The sequence below is a fragment of the Burkholderia sp. F1 genome, from assembly GCF_050813845.1.
GTDB classification, from domain to species: domain Bacteria; phylum Pseudomonadota; class Gammaproteobacteria; order Burkholderiales; family Burkholderiaceae; genus Burkholderia; species Burkholderia ubonensis.
Genome location: NZ_CP172421.1, coordinates 1,294,266 through 1,313,712, shown reverse-complemented (window position 1 = coordinate 1,313,712; position 19,447 = coordinate 1,294,266). Strand labels below are relative to the sequence as shown.

18 protein-coding genes and 2 pseudogenes are annotated in these 19,447 nt (G+C 68.0%); 5 read left to right on the top strand and 15 right to left on the bottom strand.

Features of this window, described 5'->3' with window-relative positions:
• The first annotated feature begins 37 nt into the window (after positions 1-37).
• Positions 38-421 carry a VOC family protein gene (locus ACFIMZ_RS06425; protein ID WP_431821889.1) on the top strand — a complete coding sequence of 128 codons (384 nt, stop codon included), beginning with the start codon at positions 38-40 and terminating at the stop codon, positions 419-421.
• A 20-nt stretch (positions 422-441) separates the two neighbouring features.
• On the opposite strand, the gene ACFIMZ_RS06420 is transcribed toward ACFIMZ_RS06425, so the two are convergent.
• Positions 442-1,920 (bottom strand): NYN domain-containing protein, encoded by a 1,479-nt coding sequence (locus ACFIMZ_RS06420; RefSeq protein WP_431821888.1) that lies wholly within the window; start codon positions 1,918-1,920, stop codon positions 442-444.
• A 231-nt stretch (positions 1,921-2,151) separates the two neighbouring features.
• Here ACFIMZ_RS06420 and ACFIMZ_RS06415 point away from each other — a divergent pair, with 231 nt between their 5' ends.
• Positions 2,152-2,781: an SDR family oxidoreductase gene (locus tag ACFIMZ_RS06415; protein ID WP_431821887.1), complete on the top strand. Its 630-nt coding sequence runs from the start codon at positions 2,152-2,154 to the stop codon at positions 2,779-2,781.
• Positions 2,782-2,865: 84 nt separating this feature from the next.
• On the opposite strand, the gene ACFIMZ_RS06410 is transcribed toward ACFIMZ_RS06415, so the two are convergent.
• On the bottom strand, positions 2,866-3,417 hold the full coding sequence (locus ACFIMZ_RS06410; protein WP_431821886.1) for a peroxiredoxin: 552 nt from the start codon (positions 3,415-3,417) through the stop codon (positions 2,866-2,868).
• 281 nt (positions 3,418-3,698) lie between these two features.
• Here ACFIMZ_RS06410 and cdpA point away from each other — a divergent pair, with 281 nt between their 5' ends.
• Together cdpA and ACFIMZ_RS06400 are read left to right on the top strand one after the other, a co-directional pair.
• A complete protein-coding gene (gene cdpA / locus ACFIMZ_RS06405) occupies positions 3,699-5,441 on the top strand; it encodes a cyclic di-GMP phosphodiesterase CdpA (protein ID WP_431822436.1) in 1,743 nt (580 codons plus the stop codon).
• A 31-nt stretch (positions 5,442-5,472) separates the two neighbouring features.
• Positions 5,473-6,957 (top strand): HDOD domain-containing protein, encoded by a 1,485-nt coding sequence (locus ACFIMZ_RS06400; RefSeq protein WP_431821885.1) that lies wholly within the window; start codon positions 5,473-5,475, stop codon positions 6,955-6,957.
• 97 nt (positions 6,958-7,054) lie between these two features.
• Here the strand turns inward: ACFIMZ_RS06400 and ACFIMZ_RS06395 are convergent, their stop codons facing one another.
• The 7 genes from ACFIMZ_RS06395 to ACFIMZ_RS06365 all read right to left on the bottom strand — a co-directional run bounded on the left by ACFIMZ_RS06395 (position 7,055) and on the right by ACFIMZ_RS06365 (position 15,329).
• Complete coding sequence (locus tag ACFIMZ_RS06395) at positions 7,055-7,849, bottom strand: ABC transporter substrate-binding protein (RefSeq protein ID WP_431821884.1); 795 nt, start codon at positions 7,847-7,849, stop codon at positions 7,055-7,057.
• A 268-nt stretch (positions 7,850-8,117) separates the two neighbouring features.
• Positions 8,118-9,149, bottom strand: a complete 1,032-nt coding sequence (gene astE / locus ACFIMZ_RS06390; protein WP_431822435.1) for a succinylglutamate desuccinylase — start codon at positions 9,147-9,149, stop codon at positions 8,118-8,120.
• A gap of 7 nt (positions 9,150-9,156) precedes the next feature.
• Complete coding sequence (astB, locus tag ACFIMZ_RS06385; protein WP_431821883.1) at positions 9,157-10,497, bottom strand: N-succinylarginine dihydrolase; 1,341 nt, start codon at positions 10,495-10,497, stop codon at positions 9,157-9,159.
• Between the two features lie 14 nt (positions 10,498-10,511).
• A complete protein-coding gene (astD, locus tag ACFIMZ_RS06380) occupies positions 10,512-11,975 on the bottom strand; it encodes a succinylglutamate-semialdehyde dehydrogenase (RefSeq protein WP_431821882.1) in 1,464 nt (487 codons plus the stop codon).
• Positions 11,976-11,982: 7 nt separating this feature from the next.
• Positions 11,983-13,014, bottom strand: coding sequence for an arginine N-succinyltransferase (gene astA, locus ACFIMZ_RS06375; protein WP_431821881.1), 1,032 nt, complete (start codon positions 13,012-13,014; stop codon positions 11,983-11,985).
• Positions 13,011-14,066: an arginine/ornithine succinyltransferase subunit alpha gene (aruF, locus tag ACFIMZ_RS06370; protein ID WP_431821880.1), complete on the bottom strand. Its 1,056-nt coding sequence runs from the start codon at positions 14,064-14,066 to the stop codon at positions 13,011-13,013. The genes astA and aruF overlap by 4 nt, the downstream gene beginning before the upstream one ends.
• A gap of 30 nt (positions 14,067-14,096) precedes the next feature.
• Positions 14,097-15,329: an aspartate aminotransferase family protein gene (locus tag ACFIMZ_RS06365; protein ID WP_431821879.1), complete on the bottom strand. Its 1,233-nt coding sequence runs from the start codon at positions 15,327-15,329 to the stop codon at positions 14,097-14,099.
• A gap of 74 nt (positions 15,330-15,403) precedes the next feature.
• Between ACFIMZ_RS06365 and ACFIMZ_RS06360 the strand changes: the two are divergent.
• Positions 15,404-15,572: pseudogene (locus ACFIMZ_RS06360) on the top strand (ion transporter); the annotation flags it as partial.
• On the opposite strand, the gene ACFIMZ_RS06355 reads toward ACFIMZ_RS06360, so the two are convergent.
• From ACFIMZ_RS06355 to ACFIMZ_RS06330, 6 genes and pseudogenes are all read right to left on the bottom strand, one after another.
• Complete coding sequence (locus tag ACFIMZ_RS06355; RefSeq protein ID WP_431822534.1) at positions 15,525-15,749, bottom strand: hypothetical protein; 225 nt, start codon at positions 15,747-15,749, stop codon at positions 15,525-15,527. The pseudogene ACFIMZ_RS06360 and the gene ACFIMZ_RS06355 overlap by 48 nt on opposite strands.
• Before the next feature lie 227 nt (positions 15,750-15,976).
• Positions 15,977-16,062, bottom strand: a pseudogene (locus tag ACFIMZ_RS06350) (ion transporter); the annotation flags it as partial.
• Positions 16,063-16,121: 59 nt separating this feature from the next.
• Positions 16,122-17,159 (bottom strand): GlxA family transcriptional regulator, encoded by a 1,038-nt coding sequence (locus ACFIMZ_RS06345; RefSeq protein ID WP_431821878.1) that lies wholly within the window; start codon positions 17,157-17,159, stop codon positions 16,122-16,124.
• 22 nt (positions 17,160-17,181) lie between these two features.
• The gene (locus ACFIMZ_RS06340; protein WP_431821877.1) at positions 17,182-17,976 is read right to left on the bottom strand and encodes an ABC transporter ATP-binding protein; all 795 of its coding nucleotides are present in this window, start codon (positions 17,974-17,976) and stop codon (positions 17,182-17,184) included.
• 21 nt (positions 17,977-17,997) lie between these two features.
• Positions 17,998-18,711: an ABC transporter permease gene (locus ACFIMZ_RS06335; protein WP_431821876.1), complete on the bottom strand. Its 714-nt coding sequence runs from the start codon at positions 18,709-18,711 to the stop codon at positions 17,998-18,000.
• The gene (locus ACFIMZ_RS06330) at positions 18,708-19,397 is read right to left on the bottom strand and encodes an ABC transporter permease (protein ID WP_431822434.1); all 690 of its coding nucleotides are present in this window, start codon (positions 19,395-19,397) and stop codon (positions 18,708-18,710) included. Before ACFIMZ_RS06330 ends, ACFIMZ_RS06335 begins: the two co-directional genes overlap by 4 nt.
• Positions 19,398-19,447: the final 50 nt, after the last annotated feature.

Below are 19,447 nucleotides of genomic sequence, written 5' to 3'. Positions count from 1 at the left end.
CAAGCGCGCTACCGCGCGCGCGTCACGGGGACACAACGTGAACGTCCAGTTGAACCATACGATCGTCTGGTGTCGCGACAAGCTCGCGTCGACCCGGTTCCTGACGGAGCTGCTGGAACTGCCGCCGCCGATCCCGTTCGGGCCGATGCTGGTCGTCCAGCTCGACAACGGCGTGTCGCTCGACTTCCACGAACGAACGGGCGACATCGCGAAACAGCACTATGCGTTCCTGATCGACGAAGCCGCGTTCGACGCGGTCTTCGCGCGAATTCGCGAGCACGGGCTGGCGTACTGGGCAGATCCGTCGAAACAGCGCGCCGGCGAGATCTACCGGCACAACGGCGGCCGGGGCGTGTATTTCGACGACCCGGACGGCCATTTCCTCGAAGTGATGACGCAGCCTTACTCGCTGGGCAGCTAGGCCGCCGCGTCAGCCGGTGCTCACTCGGCGGCCGGCGCGGTCTTGCGCGGACGACGCGCGCGCGGCGCCGTCTTGCGGGCCGGCTTTTTCGGCTTGGCGTCGGCGGCCGCTTCGGCCAGCGCGGCCGCTTCGGGTTGCGGCTCCACGGCGGCGACGGCGGCCGCCTTCGTGCCTGCTGACGTCGCGTCGGCATGCGCGCCGTCGACAAAGTTCATCTCGACCTGCGGAGCGTCCGCGTGCGTCCGCTCCGCATGCTTCCCGTCACCGTGCTTGCGCTCGCCGTGCTTCGCGTCGGCATGCTTCGCGTCGCCGTGGTGCTCGTCGCCGTGCCGCGCGTCGGCTTCCTTCGCGTCAGTCTTCTTCGCGCTGCCCTTCTTCGTCCCGACCTTCTTTGCCGCGCTCTTGCGCGCACGCTTGCGGCCGTCCTTCTTCTCGTCGTGCGCGTCGTCCGGACCGCCCGGGCCGGCCGCGTCCGCGTGCCCCGCCGCTTCCGGCGCGGCGGCGTCGACCACGTCACGCTCGACCGCTTCGGCCACGACCGGCGCTGCCGCTTCCTGCGCGTGCGCCGCGCCGCGCCGCCCGCGGCGGCGCTCGCGTTCGGCGTGCGCAGGTTCAACCGCCCGTGCGTCGTCCTGTGCCGCCGGCACATCGGCGGGCGCCGCCGGCTCCGCCGCCGCGGCCTGGCGCGCACGCGACACGAACGCGCCCGACTTGTCGTCGCGGCCGACTTCGAGCAGGCCGCGCGCCTGCGCTTCGTCGAGCAGGTTGCCGAACGCGCGGAAGCCGTAATACGACTCGTTGAAATCCGGCTTGCGGCGCTTGATCGCGCTCTTCAGCACCGACGCCCAGATCTTGCCGACGTCGTCGCGTTCCGACGCGAGCGCGTCGAAGGTCTCGACCGCGAGCGCGATCGCCTCGGTCCGGCGCGCTTCGAGCTCGGGCTTGCGGGACGGCTCGTCGGGCCGCTTCGCGCCGCCGTTGCCGGCGCGCTGCTGTTCGCGCTTCGCAAGCGCGCGCTGCTGCTCGCGCACGAGATCGTCGTAGAAGATGAATTCGTCGCAGTTCGCGACCAGCAGGTCCGACGTCGATTGCTTCACGCCGACCCCGATCACCTTCTTCGCGTTTTCGCGCAGCTTCGACACGAGCGGCGAGAAATCCGAGTCGCCGCTGATGATCACGAAGGTGTCGACGTGCGACTTCGTGTAGCAGAGGTCGAGCGCATCGACGACGAGCCGGATGTCGGCCGAGTTCTTGCCCGACTGGCGCACGTGCGGAATCTCGATCAGCTCGAAGCTCGCCTCGTGCATGGACGCCTTGAAGCCCTTGTAGCGATCCCAGTCGCAATAGGCCTTCTTGACGACGATGCTGCCCTTCAGCAGCAGCCGTTCGAGCACCGGCTTGATGTCGAACTTCTCGTACTTCGCGTCGCGCACGCCGAGCGCGACGTTCTCGAAGTCGCAGAACACCGCCATGCTGACGTTATCCAGGGGTAATGCCATGTGTACTCCAACCGGTTGGCCGACGCGTCGTCGCGTTGCGGCAAAAAATGCATGGCGCACATGATAGCCGGTTCGCGAGTCGCTTCCGCAGTCGCCGCCATGCGCTCGCCGCTCCTCGCCGCCGGTACGCCCCCATTTCCCCGCCCGCCGCCGGGCCAATTCGACATACACTTGAGTATCGGTCGTCCGTCCCCATCTGGACCGGCGACGCATCGAGCAAGGAGCGGTTTCATGACGACGAAGGTACTGCTGATTGGCGCGACCGGCCGCACCGGCCAGGCCTGCGCGGATCTGCTGCTCAAGCAGCCGGAATTCGAGGTCACGGCGCTCGTGCGCCGGCACGGCTACACGCTGCCGGGCGCGAAGGTGATCGAGGCCGACCTCGCGGGCGACTTCTCGCACGCATTCCAGGGCGTCACGCACGCGATCTACGCGGCCGGGTCGGCCGAGTCGGAGGGCGTGGCCGAGGAGGAGCAGATCGATCGCGACGCGGTCGCCCGCGCGGCCGACTATGCGCTGGCCTGCAACGTGCAGAAGCTGGTCGTGATCAGTTCGCTGACGGCCTACTGGCCCGAGCGCAGCCCCGACGCACTGCGCCACTATTCGCAGATGAAACGCGAGGGCGACGACCACGTGATCGCGTCGGGCGTCGACTACGTGATCCTGCGCCCCGGCCCGCTCGCGGACGCCCCCGGCGTCGGCAAGATCGCGCTGACCGAGGAGCGCCTCGACCCGGCTCCGCCCGTGTCGCGCCAGGACGTCGCCTGGGCCGCGATCGAGGCGATCAAGCTCGGCATCTCGCGCAAGACCATCGGCTTCGTCGGCGGCGGCGTGCCGATCGAGCAGGCGCTGCGCGCGTGACGCCCGCCTGCGCGGCCCCGGCGGCCGCGCGACCGCCCGCCCCCGGCCCGCGGCGCGACCGCCGGGCGGTCGCCGTCGTCACCCTTACTGTTTCGGGTGCGTGCCCGCCCACGCCTTGACGGCGCCGAGCGTATTCTCGACGTGCTTGTCCGGCGACAGGCTCGTGTACTCGTACAGGATCCTCCCTTCCGGTGAAATCACGTAGGACACGCGGTTCGCGCGGTCGAGCGCGGGCAGCTTCGCGTCGTACGCGCGGATGATCCGCGCGTCGGGGTCGGCGGCGACCGGGAACTTGCTGCGGCATTCGCTGACCGAGAACTTCGTCAGCGTGTCGATCTTGTCGGCGGATACGCCGATCACGGTCGCGCCGTATGCGGCGTAGCGGTCGACCGCGTCGGCGAACGCGTGCGCCTCGATCGTGCAGCCCTTCGTGAACGCGGCCGGATAGAAGTACAGCACGACCGGCCCCTTCTTCAGCGCGTCGGCGAGCGAGTACGTGTAAGTCTTGCCGCCCAGCGACGCCTGCGTCGTGAAATCCGGCGCGGCATCGCCCGGCTTCAATTCCGCCTGCGCGTTCAGCGCATGACCCGCCACCAGCGCCGCCGCGGCGCATATCACCGTCAGTTTTCGCTTCATCTGCATCCTCATTTCTTATAAAGTCAGCCTCGATGCGTGTTCGCAAACGTTCGACCATCGAACATTTGCACGTGATCCGGTCGCGCGGAACCGCTTCCATGCGGGCTGCGCATGAATTAAAGATTCCGCGTGATTTGCCGTTATTTGTTGCGGACAACCGGTTCCAGCCCTTCACGTCAGCGAGAAACATGGAAGCCAACAGGAAACAGACGCCACGCAAGGGCTCCTGGCGCAGCGCCCTGCATACGCTGCGCCGCTTCGCCTGGTCGGGCGGCGCGCTGATGCCCGCGCGCGCCGGCGCACCGCGTCGCGACGACACCGTGCGCAACTGGCTGGAGCAGACGGTCGGCCCGGTGGATTTCCTCGCCCATGTCGATCGTGAGCTGCGCTTTCTGTATGTCTCCGATGCGAGCCTGCGCTTCATCGGCTATCACCGCGACTACCTGCACACGTTGACGCTGCGCGACCTGATCGCCGAACAGGATACCGCGGCGCTCGAAGACCTGCTCGCGCGCGCCGCGCGTTCCGGCCAGGTCGAGAAGGCGACGATGTGCATCGTCAAGTCGCTGACCTACCCGCTCGACGTCGAGGTGCGCGCCGTGAAGAGCCGCCACCACGGCGTCGACGGCTTCGCGGTCGCCGCGTTCGACGTGTCGTCGTGGCGCGCGCTCGAGGCGCGCCTCACCTACGAGATGCATCACGACCCGATGACGGGGCTCGACAACCTGTCCGCACTGGTGCCGGCGCTGATGCGCGCGCAGCAGCTCGCCGACGAGTCCGGCACCTGCGCGGCGCTCGTGCTGCTCGACCTCGACGACTACCAGCGGATCAACCGCGCGCTCGGCTACGACGCCGGCGACACGCTGCTGCGCGAAACCGCGCAGCGGCTGCAGGCGCTCGTGACGCCGGACGAGCAGCTCGCGCGCGTCGCGAGCGACAAGTTCGCGGTGGTGTTCACCGCCGCCGACCGCGCGCGGGCAAGCGACATCGCGGGCGCGCTCGGCCGCCGGCTGCAGGCCGCGGTGCGGCAGCCTTACGTGTACAACGGGCAGCCCGTGCACCTGTCCGCGAGCATCGGCATCGCGCTCTATCCGGACGAGCGCGCGGCGACGCATCGCGCGCAGCACCACAGCCCGCTGTTGCGCCGCGCGGATCATGCGCTCGAGCAGGCCAAGGCGTCGGGCGGCAACGCGCTCGCGTTCCACACGCCGCTCGACGATCGGTCCGACGCCGAGCGCCTGAAGCTCGAGGCCGACCTCTACGACGGCGTGCGCAACGGCGAATTCTCGCTGCACTTCCAGCCGATCACGCGCAGCCAGTCGGGCGCGGTTGTCGGCGTCGAGGCGCTGATCCGCTGGCGCCATCCGGTGCACGGGCTCGTGCCGCCGGCCACCTTCATTCCGCTCGCGGAATCGATCGGCCTCATCAACTACCTCGGCAACTGGGTGCTGAAGGCCGCGTGCATGCAGCTCGTCGCGTGGGACCGCCAGGAGCTCGCGCTGCAGTACGTCGCGGTCAACGTGTCGCCGCAGCAGTTCCGTGATCCGCGCTTCACGCAGAGCGTGCGCGACGCGATCTCGCTGACCGGCATCGATCCGCGCCGGATCGTGCTCGAGATCACCGAGAGCCTGCTGATGCACGATCCGGCGCGCGCGAAAGGGCTGCTCGAGGAGCTGACCGAACTCGGCATCCGCTTCGCGATCGACGATTTCGGCACCGGCTATTCGAGCCTCGCTTACCTGCAGCGCTTCCCGCTCGCGAAGCTGAAGATCGACCGCAGCTTCGTCGAGAACCTGTTGACGTCGCGCAACGACCGCGCGATCGTGTCGGCGGTCGTCGGCCTCGCGCAGACGCTCGATCTCGAACTCGTCGCCGAAGGCGTCGAGACCGAGGCGCAGCGCGAACTGCTGACCGAGATGGGCTGCAACCATATCCAGGGCTGGCTCGTCTGCCAGGCGCTGCCGTCCGAGGAACTGGCGCAGCGCTTCGAGGCGCAGCAGCTCCGCCTGCACGAGGCGGCCTGACGCGCCGCCCACGCGAACCGAACAGATCCGTATGTCAATCACCGAACACCTGCCCCGGACGACGCTGCTCGACAAGCTGTGGGCCCGGATGAACGAACGGGGCGACTTCCCGCTGCTGTCGGAATCGCTGCGCGCGACGATGGCCGCGATGAAGAACGACGATCTCGACTTCACCGCGCTCGTGCGCGTCGTGCTGTCCGACTTCGCCCTGACGCAGAAAGTGCTGCGGCTCGCCAACTCCGCGATGTACATGGCGTTCGGCGGCAACATCACGACCGTGACCCGCGCGCTGATGGTGCTCGGCATGGACGCGGTCGGCCACCTCGTCGTCGGCCTGAAGCTCGTCGATCACTTCCACCAGAGCACGTCGCGCCGCATCGACGCGAAGCTCGAGCTGAACCGCGCGCTGCTGTCGGGCTGCGTCGCCCGCAAGCTGACCGAGCATGCGGACCTGCGCGCCGGCGAGGAAGCGGTCGTCTGCACGCTGATGCGCCAGGTCGGCAAGCTGCTGGTCGTCTGCTACCTCGACAGCGAATGGGACCGGATCCGCCGGCGCGCCGCCGAGCTGCACGGCGACGAGGCCGCGGCCTGCGTCGACGTGCTCGGCGTCGGCTTCGACGAGATCGGCCTCGAGGCGGCGGCCCGCTGGCGGCTGCCCGACGTGATCCGCGCGAGCATGACCGACGACGACAGCCACGACCTCGTGGAAGACGACGGCGAAGCGCGCGACACGTCCGACGACGACAGCCCGGCCAGCGAAATCGCGTGGCTGCGCGCGGTGAGCCGCTGCTCGACCGACGTCGCGAGTGCGCTGGCGATGCCGGCGAGCCCGCAGCGCGACGCGCGCATCGCGTCGCTCGCGCAGCACTACGGCGCGGTGCTCGACACGGGTCCGGACGCGCTCGTCGAGATCGCCGACCGGCTGGTGCGCGAAGAGGCGAGCGATACCGTGATGCGCGAGATCGTCGAGCTGCGCGCGAACGCGGATGCGATTGCACGTGCGCAGGGCGAGCCCGAGGCCTGCCTCGAGGCAGGCCTCTCGGACCTGCGCGCGCTGCCGTCCGAGCACGTGCTGACGCCGGTGCTCGCGCTCGCGTCGGAAAGCCTGCTCGCGGGACTCGCGTTCACCCGCACGGTGATGTTCGTGCGGCACGACGACGGCACGTTCGCCGCGCGCCTCGGCTTCGGCGCCGGCGTCGACGCGGCGCTCGACAAGCTGCGCTTCGACGAGCGCTTCGAGCCGGACGTGTTCCACCTCGCGATCACCAATTCCGTCGGCATCTTCATCGAGCAGGCGCGCGAGCCGAAGATGATGAAGCGCTTGCCGGCGTGGTATCTGGATGCATTCGACGACGCGCACGCGTTCGTGCTGCTGCCGGTGCGCGTCGGTGCGGGTGCGGTCGCGCTGCTGTATGGCGACTGGGCGGGCGCGCAGCCGGCGCGGAAGATCACGCAGCAGGAAATGGCCGTGCTGAACGAGATGGCGCGGGAGCTGGGGCGGTTCTTCAAGCACTGAGCGGCCCGGCGGGCCAGCACCGGAAACCCCCTCCCCCAAAAGCAAACCGGCCGCATGAGCGACCGGTTTGCTTTGTGCGACGGATCGGACCGCGCGCTTACTTCAGCGTCACCGGCACGCTGAAATACTTCTTCGCGAGGTTGTCGATCGTGCCGTCCGCCTTCAGGTCCTTGAGCGCCTGATCGAGCGCGGTCTTCAGCGCCGCGTCGTTCTTGCGCAGGCCGAAGCCGACGCCCGTGCCGAGGATCTCGGCGTCGCTGACCGTGCCGCCCGCGAACGCGAAGCCCGCGCCCTGCGGCTTCGACAGGAAGCCCTTCGCGCCCGCTTCGGAATCCTGGAACGCGGCGTCGAGACGGCCCGACTTCAGGTCCGCATACGCGAGATCCTGCGTCTGGTACGGCACGACGTCGACGCCGGCCGGCGCCCACTTCTTCTTCGCGTACGCTTCCTGGATCGTGCCTTGCAGCACGCCGACGCGCTTGCCCTTCAGCGACTGCGGAGTCGGCTGCAGGCCGCTGCCCGTCTTCGCGATCAGCTGGTTCGGGATCGTGTAGATCGGATCGGTGAACGCGATCGCGTGCTTGCGCTGTTCGGTGATCGTCATGTCCGAGTTGATCGCGTCGAACTTGCGCGCCTGCAGCGCCGGAATCAGGCCGTCGAAGTCGTTCTCGACCCACACGCACTTCGCCTTCAGCTTCGCGCACACCGCGTTGCCGATATCGATGTCGAAGCCGGTCAGCTTGCCGTCGGGCGTCTTGTACTCGAACGGCGCATACGATGCCTCGACGCCGAAACGGATCTCCTTCAGATCCGCCGCAAACGCGCTGCCTGCCGCCACGGCCACTGCCGTCACCACCGCGTGCGCGGCCACTTTTCGCCAATCCAACTTCATCAGGGAATCTCCTCGATACGAACGGATAGTTCTGGAACAACGTGCGCATGCATCATTGCAGGGCCGGAACGCCCGGACAATCGCGATGCGTCGCCGTGATGCGGCGCAACAGCCGCAAGGCCGCGATTGTACCAATCCCCGCGCGCCGTCACGGCAAAGCGGCAGGCTGCGCGGCCTGCTGCACTGCATGCACGCCGCCACGCGGCGTGCATGCAGAACTTGCAAGACGATGTCGCAAATGCGCAAGGCAGCCGTCGCTGCCCGCGCGTCAGACGAGCGCGGCGAGCGTCTCGCGCGTGGTGTCGACGACGAGCAGGCCCGCGCGCAGGCCCGGCTTCACCGACGGGTTCGGAAACACGATCCGCTCCTCGTCGTGCCGCACCGTGTAGCGGTACGCGCCATCCTGCGCGAGCACCGTGCCGCGCGGAAACGGCGTGAAGTTCGCGACGTCGGCCGCGACGAACAGCTCGAGCGCGTCGCTCTGCTTCGTGATCTGGTCGATCACCGTGAACACCCGCGGCAACGATGCGCGCTCGTCGCCCCCCACGCCCGACACGAGCCGACGCACCGCCAGATCGGCGGCCGCGAAGCGCGTCAGGTCGTTCTGGCCGAACGGCCGCACCTTGCCGAGCTCCAGCGTGCACGCGAGCGCGCCGCAATGCTCGGCCGTGTAATGCGAATACGTATGCCCCTTCGCGGTATGCAGCAGCACCGCCGCGATGCGCGCATCGCCGAGCCATTCGATCATCGTGCGCGACGGCGGCGTGCCCGTATGCGGCAGCAGCGCGAACTGCTCGAACACCGACGCGCGGATCGCCGTGTGCATGTCGACATGCCAGCGCGCGCCGGGTTCGTCCGGTGCAGCGGCGAAGAACGCCGCGGCAGCCGCCTCGAGCTGCGCGGCGCGCGGCGCCTCGCGGCTGTCCGGCACCTGCGCGTGGCGCCCGCTGAACAGGCGGTTCAGGTCGTCGTCGAGATAGCGCTCGCCTGCGCGCATCGCCGACGCATTGCCAAGCACGACGAACAACCGGCACGCGAGCGGCAGCGTGCCGGCCGCGACGTCGCGCACCAGCATCGACAGCAGCTCGATCGGCGCGGTCTCGTCGCCGTGCACGCCGGCCGACACCAGCACGCTGCGGCGCGACGCCACGTCCGCCGCGCCCGGCTCGAGCGCGAGCAGCCCCTCGCCCTGCCACTGCCAGCGCACCGCGCCGCCGGCGCAGACGCCGTCGCGCACGGCCGGCGCGTCGCCGGCCAGCGTGAACGCGAGGAAGTCGTCGAGCCAGGCCGCGTCGCGCATGCGGGCCTCAGCGCTGGAAGTCATACAGCGACCCGACACGCAGGATCTGCGTCAGTTCGTCGAGCGCGGTGCGCGACTCGTCAAGCAGCGCCGGGTCGGCCAGGTCGTCCGGCGCGAGGCGGTCGCGGTAGTGCTTCTCGATCCACGCGTCGAGCGACGCGAACAGCGTGTCGTTGATCCACACGTTCGACGTGACGGCCGCGCGCTCCGCGTCGTTCAGCACGACGCGCAGGCGCAGGCACGCCGGGCCGCCGCCGTTCTTCATGCTCTCGCGCAGGTCGAACACGAGCACGTCGCGGATCGGCCCGTTGCCGGCCGCGAGGCTGTCCAGGTACGCGGCGACGTTCGGGTTCTCGCGGCATTCCTGCGGCACGACGAGCACCTGCGAGCCGTCGGCGCGCGACAGCAGCTGGCTGTTGAACAGATACGACGTCACCGCGTCGGAGACGCTCACCGCCGCATCCGGCACCTCGATCACGTTCAGGTGCGCGCCGCGCGCGTCGAGCGCCGCCGTCAGCGTGTCGTAGATCGCCTGCTTGTTGACGAACGCGCGCTCGTGCGTGAACAGCGTGTCGCGGTTGCCGACCGAGATCACGTCGTTGTGGAACACGCCCGCGTCGATCACGTCCGGGTCCTGCTGCGCATAGACCGTCGCGTCCTCGCGCAGCCCGTGGCGATGCGCGACCGCGCGGCTCGCCTCGAAGGTCTGGCGCGCCGGGAAGCGCTTCGGCTCCGGCCCGCGGCGGTATTCCGAGCGGCCGTACACGAAGAACTCCACGCCCGGCTGGCCGTACTGCGCGCAAAAGCGCGTGTGGTTCGCCGCGCCTTCGTCGCCGAGTGCCGGCGTGCCGGTCAGCGCTTCATGCACGACGAAGCGCGCCGGGTCGGCGAACAGCGTCGACAGCGTGCGGCGCGTCGACTCGTGCTCGATCGCGCGGTGCAGCTTGCTGCAGAGGTTCGCCGGCGTGAAGTGCACGCGGCCGTCGCCGGTATCGGCCGACGGGCTCACCGTCGCCGCGTTCGCGGTCCACATCGCCGAAGCGGAGCTCGCCGCGGCGAGCAGCTCGGGCGCCTGCTTCGCGGCCTTCGCGATCACGTCCGCGTCCTTGCCGGAGAAGCCGAGCTCGCGCAGCAGGCGCAGCGACGGGCGCTCCTGCGGCGGCAGCACGCCCTGCGCGAAGCCGAGGTCGGCCAGCTGCTTCATCTTGCGCAGGCCCTGCTTCGCGGCGGCCTTCGGGTTCGCGGCCGATTTCTCGTTGTTCAGCGACGCCACGTTGCCGAACGACAGCCCGGCGTAGTTGTGGGTCGGGCCGACGAGTCCGTCGAAATTGGCTTCTTGTGCGTTCATCGTCGTTCCCTCGATCAGAAATGCAGGCCCGGCGACAGGCTCGCGGGCAGGGTCAGTTGGGTGCTCTCCACCGACGCCATCGGATACGCGCAGTAGTCGGCCGCGTAGTACGCGCTCGGGCGATGGTTGCCGGAGCGGCCCGCGCCGCCGAACGGCGCGGCGGACGATGCGCCGTTGGTCGGCCGGTTCCAGTTGACGATCCCCGCGCGAATCGTGCGGCGGAAGTGCTCCCACGCGCGCGCGTCGTCGGCGATGAGGCCCGCGGACAGGCCGAACGCGGTGTCGTTCGCGCGCTCGATCGCTTCGTCGAACGTCGCGTAGCGGATGATCTGCGCGAGCGGGCCGAAGTGCTCCTCGTCGGGCAGGTCGGCGACGCCGGTCACGTCGAGGATCGACGCGTTGACGAAGCCGAGGCGCGGGTCGCGCTGCTCCATCGCGATGATCGGCGTGGCGCCCTGCGCGAGCAGGCGTGACTGCGCGTCGACGAGCTTCGCGGCCGCGCGCGCGGAGATCACCGCGCCCATGAACGGCTGCGGATCGGCGTCGAACACGTCCGCCGTGATCTTCGACGTGACGTCGACGAAGCGCGCGAGGAAACGGTCGCCCGCCGCGCCCTGCGGCACGAAGATGCGGCGCGCGCACGTGCAGCGCTGGCCCGCGGACAGGAACGCCGACTGGATCGTGTGGTGCACGGCCGCGTCGATGTCCTCGATCTCGCCGATCACGAGCGGGTTGTTGCCGCCCATCTCGAGCGCGAGCACGATCTCCGGATGGCCGCCGAACTGCTTGTGCAGCAGCGTGCCCGTATCCGAGCTGCCGGTGAAGAACAGCCCGTCGATCTGGCGATGGTTCGCGAGCGCGATGCCGGTGTCCTTCTCGCCCTGCACGAGGTTCAGCACGCCGTCGGGCAGGCCCGCGTCCTTCCACACTTCGACGGTCGCGCGCGCGACGCCCGGCGCGAGCTCGGACGGCTTGAACACGACCGTGTTGCCCGCGATCAGCGCCGGCACGATATGGCCGTTCGGCAAGTGGCCCGGGAAGTTGTACGGCCCGAACACCGCGACGACGCCGTGCGGACGGTGGCGCAGCACCGCGACGCCGTCGGCCATGTCCTGGCGCTTCTCGCCGGTGCGTTCCTGATACGCCTGGATCGAGATGCCGACCTTCGCGGCCATCGCCGCGACCTCGGTGCGCGCTTCCCACAGCGGCTTGCCGGTCTCGCGGCCGATCGCCGTCGCGAGCGCTTCCTTGCGCTCGTTGAGCAGCGCCGCGAAGCGCTTCGCGATCTCGCAGCGCGCTTCGAAGTCGAGCGCCGACCAGCCGGCGAACGCGCGGCGCGCGCTCGCGACCGCGCGGTCGACGTCGGCGGCCGATGCGCTCGCGCCCTGCCACGCGATCTCGTCGGTGCCCGGGTTGCGCGACGCGAAGACGTGGCCCGAGCCCGCGACCCAGGCGCCGTCGATGAAGAGTTCCGTCATGATTCGTTTATCCCTGTTTGACTTTGAGCGGCAGCACGCGGACCGGATCGCCCGCCTTCACGTCGAGCGCGGCGGCATCGTCGGCCGACAGCACGAACGCGCCGTTCGCGACGACGCCCGGCGCGACGCCGACGCGGAAGTCGCCGAGCGACGTGTTCGACACGAGCGACTTCGGCGCATCTGCGCGCGCGTCGGCTACGCCGATCGCGACCGGCACGACGACGCTCTCGCGCACCGTGCGCAGGTCGTTGACGTGGCATTCGAGCACCGGGCCCGCGTCGAAGATGTCGACGTGGTTCTGGTAGCGCAGCCCTTCCGCCTCGAGCATCTTGCGCGCCGGCAGCGTGTCGCGGTGCGTGAGGCCGACCGCGTCCTGCGCGTCCTGCGGCAGCAGGTCGACGTACACCGGATAGCGCGGCATCAGCTCCGCGAGGAACGACTTGCGGCCGTGCGAGCTGAGATAGTCCGCGGCGTTGAAGTCGATCTGGTAGAAGTGCGAACCGACCGCGCGCCAGAACGGCGACGTGCCGTCGTCGTCGAAGTGGCCGCGCAGCTCCGCGCAGATGCGTTCCGGGAACAGCTCGCGGAACTGCGCGATGAACATGAAGCGCGAGCGCGACAGCAGGCCGCCGACGCCGCCCGTGCGGTAGCGCGGGCTCAGGAACAGCGAGCACACTTCCGCGTAGCCGGTCAGGTCGTGCGAGATGTTCAGCGCGGACATCCGCGTCCACACGCCGAGCTCCTGGCTCGCGTGGACGACCGTGCTCACGCGGTAGTTGTAGAACGGCTGCTCGAGGCCGACCTGCGATTCGATTCCGCACACGCCCGCGATATCGCCCGTCGCCGAGTCTTCCATCACGAAGAAGTAGCCGGCTTCCGACGGCGCGGCCTGCCCTTCGAGCGTGCGGCGGGTGCGTTCGATGCGCGCGGCGAGCGCGTCGCGGTCGGGCTTGAACGTGGTCAGGCCCGGACCGGTTTCCTTCGCGAGCGACACGAGCGCATCCACGTCGCCCGTTTGTACGACCCGAACGACGATCATGCTGCGTCTCCCTTCAATTCTTCGTCGTCGCGCTGGTGCAGCGGCACGCAGCGCACGACATCGCCATCCTTCACGTTCAGCGCGGCGCGCACGTCGCCGGCGAGCGGCGCGTCCTTGCCGGCATCGGCCGGCAGGTCCGCGAGCACGCAGCGGAACGATTCGCCGCTGCCGCTCGACACGAGGTACGCGACGTCGCCCTGCTGGTGCGCGGCCTCGCGCACCGTGCGTTCGGCCGCATGCTTCACGCATGCGGTGCGGTCCATCTGCTGGGTCAGCACCGGGCCCGCGTCGAAGATGTCGACGAAGCGGTCCGGCTCGAAGCCTTCCTCGAGATGGATGTCGTACGCGAGCAGCGCGCTCGCGTTCGGCTCGCCGAGCACGCGCTGCGCGGCTTCCGGCAGCAGCGGCACGTACAGCGGGTAGCCGGGCATCACTTCGGCGATGAACGTGCGGCTGCGGCCGCCCGACGCGATGTCGACGTCCTCGAAATCGCGGCCGAAGAACTTGCGGCCCACCGCTTCCCAGAACGGCGACGCGCCGTGCTCGTCGCTCACGCCGAGCAGCAGCGTGAACACTTCGGGCGTGAAGCGGCGGCGATTCGCGGCGATGTACATCATCCGCGCGCGCGAGATCAGGTGCGCGGCCGCGTCGCCGCGCAGCGACGGATCGACGTAGAAGCCCGCGAGCCGGCTCTTGCCGGTCAGCTCGTGCGACATCGTCAGCGCGTGGATCTTGCGGTTCACGTGCAGCTCGCGCGACGCGTGGATCAGCGCGTCGTTGCGGAACGCGTAGAACGGCTCGGAGTAGCCGGCCGCCGCCACGATGCTGGCGGTGCCGAGCAGCTTGCCGGTCGCGGCGTCTTCCAGCACGAAGAGGTAGAACTCCTCGCCGGGGAAGTCGACGTCCGCGCGAAACGAATCCTCCGAGAGCGCGACGCGCGCCTCGAGCGCCGCGCGATCGTGCGGCAGCGAGTGCAAGACCGGCTGCGCGGTGCGCGCCATCTGCGCGAGCGCATCGAGATCCGTGAGTTTGCCGGGGCGAACAAATAGCATCGTCGTTCCTGTCTGCGATGGGTGCGCCGATCAGCGCGCGTTGGCTTCCTGCGCGGCGAGCACCTGTTCGACCGCCTTCTCGAAGCGCGCGAGGCCTTCGTCGAGCACGTCGAACGGGATCACCAGCGACGGCACGAAGCGCAGCACGTTCGGGCCGGCGATCAGCATGATCACGCCCTGCTCGGCAGCCGCGTTCACGAAGTCCTTCGCGCGGCCGTCGAATGCGGCCGTGAGTTCCGCGCCGACCAGCAGGCCCTTGCCGCGCACTTCCTTGAAGATGCCGAAGCGCGCGTTGATGCGTTCGAGCGCGCCCTTCAGGCGCACGCTGCGTTCGTGCACGCCTTCGAGCAGCGCCGGGTCGCCGATCAGCTCGACGACCTTGTCGGCGATCGCCGACGCGAGCGGGTTGCCGCCGTAGGTCGTGCCGTGCACGCCGACCTTGAAGTGCGCGGCGAGTTCTTTCGTCGTCAGCATCGCGCCGATCGGGAAGCCGTTGCCGAGCGCCTTCGCGGTCGTCAGGATGTCCGGCGTGACGCCCGTGTCCATGTAGGCGTAGAAGTGGCCGGTGCGGCCGACGCCCGTCTGCACTTCGTCGAAGATCAGCAGTGCGTTGTTGGCGTCGCACGCTTCGCGCAGCGCCTTCAGGAAAGCCGGATCGGCCGGGATCACACCGCCCTCGCCCTGCACCGGCTCGACGATCACCGCGCAGGTCTGCGGGCCGATCGCGGCCTTGGCGGCTTCGATGTCGTTGAACGGCAGGTGCTTGATGCCTTCGGGCACCGGGCCGAAGCCTTCCGAGTATTTCGGCTGGCCGCCGACGCTGACCGTGAAGAACGTGCGGCCGTGGAACGACTGCACGAACGAGATGATTTCGAATTTGTCGGCGCCGTGGCGTTCGAACGCGACGCGGCGCGCGAGCTTCAGCGCGGCTTCGTTCGCTTCCGCGCCCGAGTTCGCGAAGAATGCGCGGTCGGCGAAGGTCAGCGATTCGAGGCGCTTCGCGAGGCGCAGCACCGGCTCGTTCGTGTAGCCGTTGCCGATGTGCCAGAGCTTGCGGCTTTGTTCGTCCAGCACCTTCAGCAGTTCCGGGTGGCCGTGGCCGAGCGACGTCACGGCGATGCCGCACGCGAAATCCACGTATTCACGGCCTGCCGTGTCCCACACACGCGAGCCTTCGCCGCGATCCGGCACGAACGGCGCGGGGGAAAACACCGGCACCATCACTTCGTCGAAAGTCTGGCGGTTCACGGTCAGGTTCGTCATGGCAGTTCCTTTCGGTAGAGGTCTTGAACAATAGGTTCAAGTTTAGGTAAGGGTGATGCTGGCGTCTTGCAGAATTGCGACGGTTTCTATCGGGATGGGGTTGCTGGCACTTTTTTGGGGTGGTCCGCCTGGGTTTTTCGTGAAGCACCTGTAATGTTTTCGGTCTATTAGCGTCGCCCCTCCCCGGGGCAGGGGTCACTTTTCTTTGTCTTGCCAAAGAAAAGTAACCAAAAGAAAGGCGCTTGGATAACGCAAGACTTCCCGTGCCGTGGTCATCAGCGTGGATCGCACAAAAGTGTCCGCGCCAGTCACGACAACGGAGTGGTTCGAGCAACGGATCTGACGCGCCGCACCACCAAGCGGAGTGGTATACCGCTCATCGACTCCATCCTCGCTACGCTCGGCTGCAAGGTACTTCATGAATCGCGCTACACGTGCATCGCCCGCGATAGCCAACGCCAATCAACCGATCACCCTGTTCAGCCGGTGTGGACCTGTCGGCCGAGCGTAGCGAGGACGGAGCTGGCGGGCGGTATACCGCTCGGCTCCGTGGTGCGGCGCGTCAGATCCGTTGCTCGAACCACTCCGTTGTCGTGACTGGCGCGGACACTTTTGCGCGGTCCACTCCGATGACGATCGCACTGGAACCCGGGGCGTTTCGAGCGCCTTTCTTTTGGTGACTTTTCTTTGGCAAGACAAAGAAAAGTGACCCCTGCCCCGGGGAGGGGCGACGCTAATAGACCGAAAACATTACAGGTGCTTCACGAAAAACACTGACCGTCCACCCCGAACTCAGTCCTTGTTTTCGCGCTCGACGAGCGCCCCTCCGCGAGGCTCCCCGCCCGTCTGCTTCTCGAGCCAAGCGCGCCGATCCTCCCGCGGCGTCACGCCAAACCGCTCGCGATACGCGTTGGAAAAATGCGCGGCAGAAGAAAACCCACAGGCGAGACTGACCTGAACGACAGACTTGCTGGTCCGCTGCAACTGCGTGCGCGCCTTCAGCAACCGGAGATTGAGGTAATACTTGGAGGGCATCGCGCCAAGATACTGCCGAAAGAGCCTCTCCAATTGTCGGCGCGACACGCCGACCAACCCGGCGATCTCATCCGTCGTCAACGGATCCTCGATGTTGGCTTCCATCAGCAGCAATGCATCGTTCAACTGAGGATGCCGCTCACCCGGCGCGGTGACGAAAGGAATCCGCTGGCGCTCCTCGCCGCTCCTCAACGTTCCCGCTCCGAGCGCATCGGCAATCCTTTCCGCCAGCTCCGGGCCATGCTCGCGCCCGATCATCGCCAGCATGAAATCGACGGTCGCCTGCCCGCCGGCACATGTCGCGCGATCCCGGTCGATCTCGAAGATCTGCTGCGTGACGATCGACCGCTCGAACTGCTCGGCAAACTGCTGGTACGTCTCCCAGTTCACGCTCACCCGGTAGCCGGACAACTGCCCCGCCATCGCGAGCCACCACACGCCATGATGGATGCCCGTCACGAGCGGCGTGCGCGGCCCGACCCGCGCCAGGCTCGCGAGAAACAGCCGGTAGTCGGCGAACTGCTGGAACCGCTCGCTGACGACGATCAGCCAGTCGCACGCGATCGCATCGTTGAACGCCGCGTCGGCATGCCACTGCGCGCCGCCCGCGAGCGGCACCGGCCGCCCGTCCCACGAACACACCTGCCAGCGGTACAGCAAGCGCCCGTCGATCTCGTTCGCGAGATTCAGCGCGTCGACGATCGGACCCACGCCCGACATCGACACGGGCGGCAAAGCGACGATCGCCACCTGCGTCGTGCGGGTGGCGCCTGCGGGACGGAGCACCGATACCACGTATGCGACCTGCTGCGTAACGTTACTTCAGGCTTCCGGACAGGAACTGCTTGAGACGCTCGCTCTGCGGACGCACGAGCACCTCCGACGGATCCCCCTCTTCCTCGGTCCGCCCCTGGTGCAGGAACATCACGTGGTTCGACACGTTGCGCGCAAAGCCCATCTCGTGCGTGACGACGATCATCGTCCGGCCTTCCTCGGCCAGCTTCTGCATCACCTTCAGCACTTCGCCGACGAGTTCAGGGTCCAGCGCGGAGGTCGGCTCGTCGAACAGCATCACGTCCGGATGCATCGCCAGCGCGCGCGCGATCGCGACGCGCTGCTGCTGCCCGCCCGACAGGTGCGACGGATACTGCTTCTCGACCCGCGGCGCCAGCCCGACCTTCTCCAGATACTCGCGCGCGCGCTCCTCGGCTTCCTTCTTCGAGATGCCGAGCACGTGCACCGGCGCTTCCATCACGTTCTCGAGCACGTTCATGTGCGCCCACAGATTGAAGTGCTGGAACACCATCGCGAGCTTCGTGCGGATCCGCTGCAGCTGCTTGTGGTCGGCAACCTCGAGCGCGCCGGCCTTGTCGGTCTTCGTGCGCACGGCCTCGCCGTCGACGACGATCTGCCCCGCATTCGGCCGCTCGAGGAAATTGATGCAGCGCAGGAACGTGCTCTTGCCCGAGCCGCTCGCGCCGATGATGCTGATGACGTCGCCGGCCTTCGCATTCAGCGAGACGCCCTTGAGCACCTCGTTGTCACCGTAGCGCTTGTGAATGTCGAGCGCCGCAAGCTTGCAGGCAGCGCCCGTTTGAGTGTTCTCGGCCAACTGGCTCTCCTCGAAGTGAAATCAATGACGGCCGGCCGCGAGGTACGCGAGCCAGTGGCGCTCCGCACGGCGAAACGCCGCGACGAGTGCGAACGATACCGCAAGATAGATCAGCGCGGCGATGCCGAACGACTGGAACGCCATATAGGTCGCGGAATTCGCATCGCGCGCGACCTTCAGGATGTCCGGCACCGTCGCCGTGAACGCGACCGTCGTCGCGTGCAGCATCAGGATCACCTCGTTGCTGTACAGCGGCAGCGCGCGGCGCAGCGACGACGGCAGGATCACGCGGCGGTACATCGTGAATGGCGTCATCCCGTACGCGCGCGCCGCCTCGACCTCGCCGTGCGGAATCGCGCGGATCGCGCCCGCGAAGATCTCGGTCGTGTACGCGCAGGTATTCAGCGCGAACGCGAGAATCGCGCAGTTGAAGCCGCTCCGGAAGAACGCGTCGAGCAGCGAGTGCGAACGCACGAACTCCAGGCTGTACATGCCGGTGTACATCAGCAGCAGTTGCACGTAAAGCGGCGTGCCGCGGAACACGTAGGTGTAGAAGCGCACCGGCATCGACACCCATTTCTTCTTCGACACCCGCGCGACCGCCAGCGGCACCGCGCAGACGAAGCCGAGCGAAATCGACGCGACGAGCAGCCACAGCGTGACCGCAAGGCCCGACAGGCGCTGGCCGTCCCAGTAAAGGAACGCCTGGCCAAATTCCTGGAGAATCTCGATCATAGTTCTGCGTGGCGCACGCCCATGGAATAACGCTTCTCGAGCTGCATCAGCACGAGGTTGGAAACGGTCGTGATCGCGAGATAGATCAGCGCCGCGACGAGGATGAAGAAGAACATGTTGAACGTGCTCTTGCCCGCGTCCTGCGCCGCCTTCACGACGTCGGCGAGCCCGATGATCGACACCAGCGCGGTCGCCTTCACGAGCACCTGCCAGTTGTTGCCGATGCCCGGCAGCGCGAAGCGCATCATCTGCGGGAACAGGATGCGGCGAAACACGCGCCAGCCGCTCATCCCGTACGCGAAGCCCGCTTCGAGCTGGCCGCGCGGCACCGCGAGGAACGCGCCGCGGAACGTCTCGGTGAAATACGCGCCGTAGATGAAGCCGAGCGTCAGCACGCCCGCGACGAACGGATCGATGTCGATCTGCTCCCAGCCGGCCAGGTCGGTCAGCTGGTTCAGCCAGATCTGGATGCTGTAGAACAGCAGCAGCATCAGGACGAGATCGGGCACCGAGCGAATCAGCGTCGTATAACCGGTCGCGAGCGAACGCAGCACCCGGTTGTGCGACAGCTTCGCCACCGCGCCGATCAGCCCGAGCACCACCGCAGTGGCGAGCGACAGCACCGACAGCTCGATCGTCTGCACGGTGCCCGCCCACAGGACGGGACCAAAGCCGTAAAGAAACACGCGCGTCTCCAGAACGTGAATGAAAGCCGGCACCATTTCCTGTCCGCGCC

Coding starts and splice junctions, on each gene's coding strand:
- ACFIMZ_RS06420 (WP_431821888.1), bottom strand. CDS start 1,920: ATGGCATTACCCCTGGATAACGTCAGCATGGCGGTGTTCTGCGACTTC.
- ACFIMZ_RS06415 (WP_431821887.1), top strand. CDS start 2,152: ATGACGACGAAGGTACTGCTGATTGGCGCGACCGGCCGCACCGGCCAG.
- ACFIMZ_RS06410 (WP_431821886.1), bottom strand. CDS start 3,417: ATGAAGCGAAAACTGACGGTGATATGCGCCGCGGCGGCGCTGGTGGCG.
- cdpA (WP_431822436.1), top strand. CDS start 3,699: ATGCCCGCGCGCGCCGGCGCACCGCGTCGCGACGACACCGTGCGCAAC.
- ACFIMZ_RS06400 (WP_431821885.1), top strand. CDS start 5,473: ATGTCAATCACCGAACACCTGCCCCGGACGACGCTGCTCGACAAGCTG.
- ACFIMZ_RS06395 (WP_431821884.1), bottom strand. CDS start 7,849: ATGAAGTTGGATTGGCGAAAAGTGGCCGCGCACGCGGTGGTGACGGCA.
- astE (WP_431822435.1), bottom strand. CDS start 9,149: ATGCGCGACGCGGCCTGGCTCGACGACTTCCTCGCGTTCACGCTGGCC.
- astB (WP_431821883.1), bottom strand. CDS start 10,497: ATGAACGCACAAGAAGCCAATTTCGACGGACTCGTCGGCCCGACCCAC.
- astD (WP_431821882.1), bottom strand. CDS start 11,975: ATGACGGAACTCTTCATCGACGGCGCCTGGGTCGCGGGCTCGGGCCAC.
- astA (WP_431821881.1), bottom strand. CDS start 13,014: ATGATCGTCGTTCGGGTCGTACAAACGGGCGACGTGGATGCGCTCGTG.
- aruF (WP_431821880.1), bottom strand. CDS start 14,066: ATGCTATTTGTTCGCCCCGGCAAACTCACGGATCTCGATGCGCTCGCG.
- ACFIMZ_RS06365 (WP_431821879.1), bottom strand. CDS start 15,329: ATGACGAACCTGACCGTGAACCGCCAGACTTTCGACGAAGTGATGGTG.
- ACFIMZ_RS06355 (WP_431822534.1), bottom strand. CDS start 15,749: ATGAAGTACCTTGCAGCCGAGCGTAGCGAGGATGGAGTCGATGAGCGG.
- ACFIMZ_RS06335 (WP_431821876.1), bottom strand. CDS start 18,711: ATGATCGAGATTCTCCAGGAATTTGGCCAGGCGTTCCTTTACTGGGAC.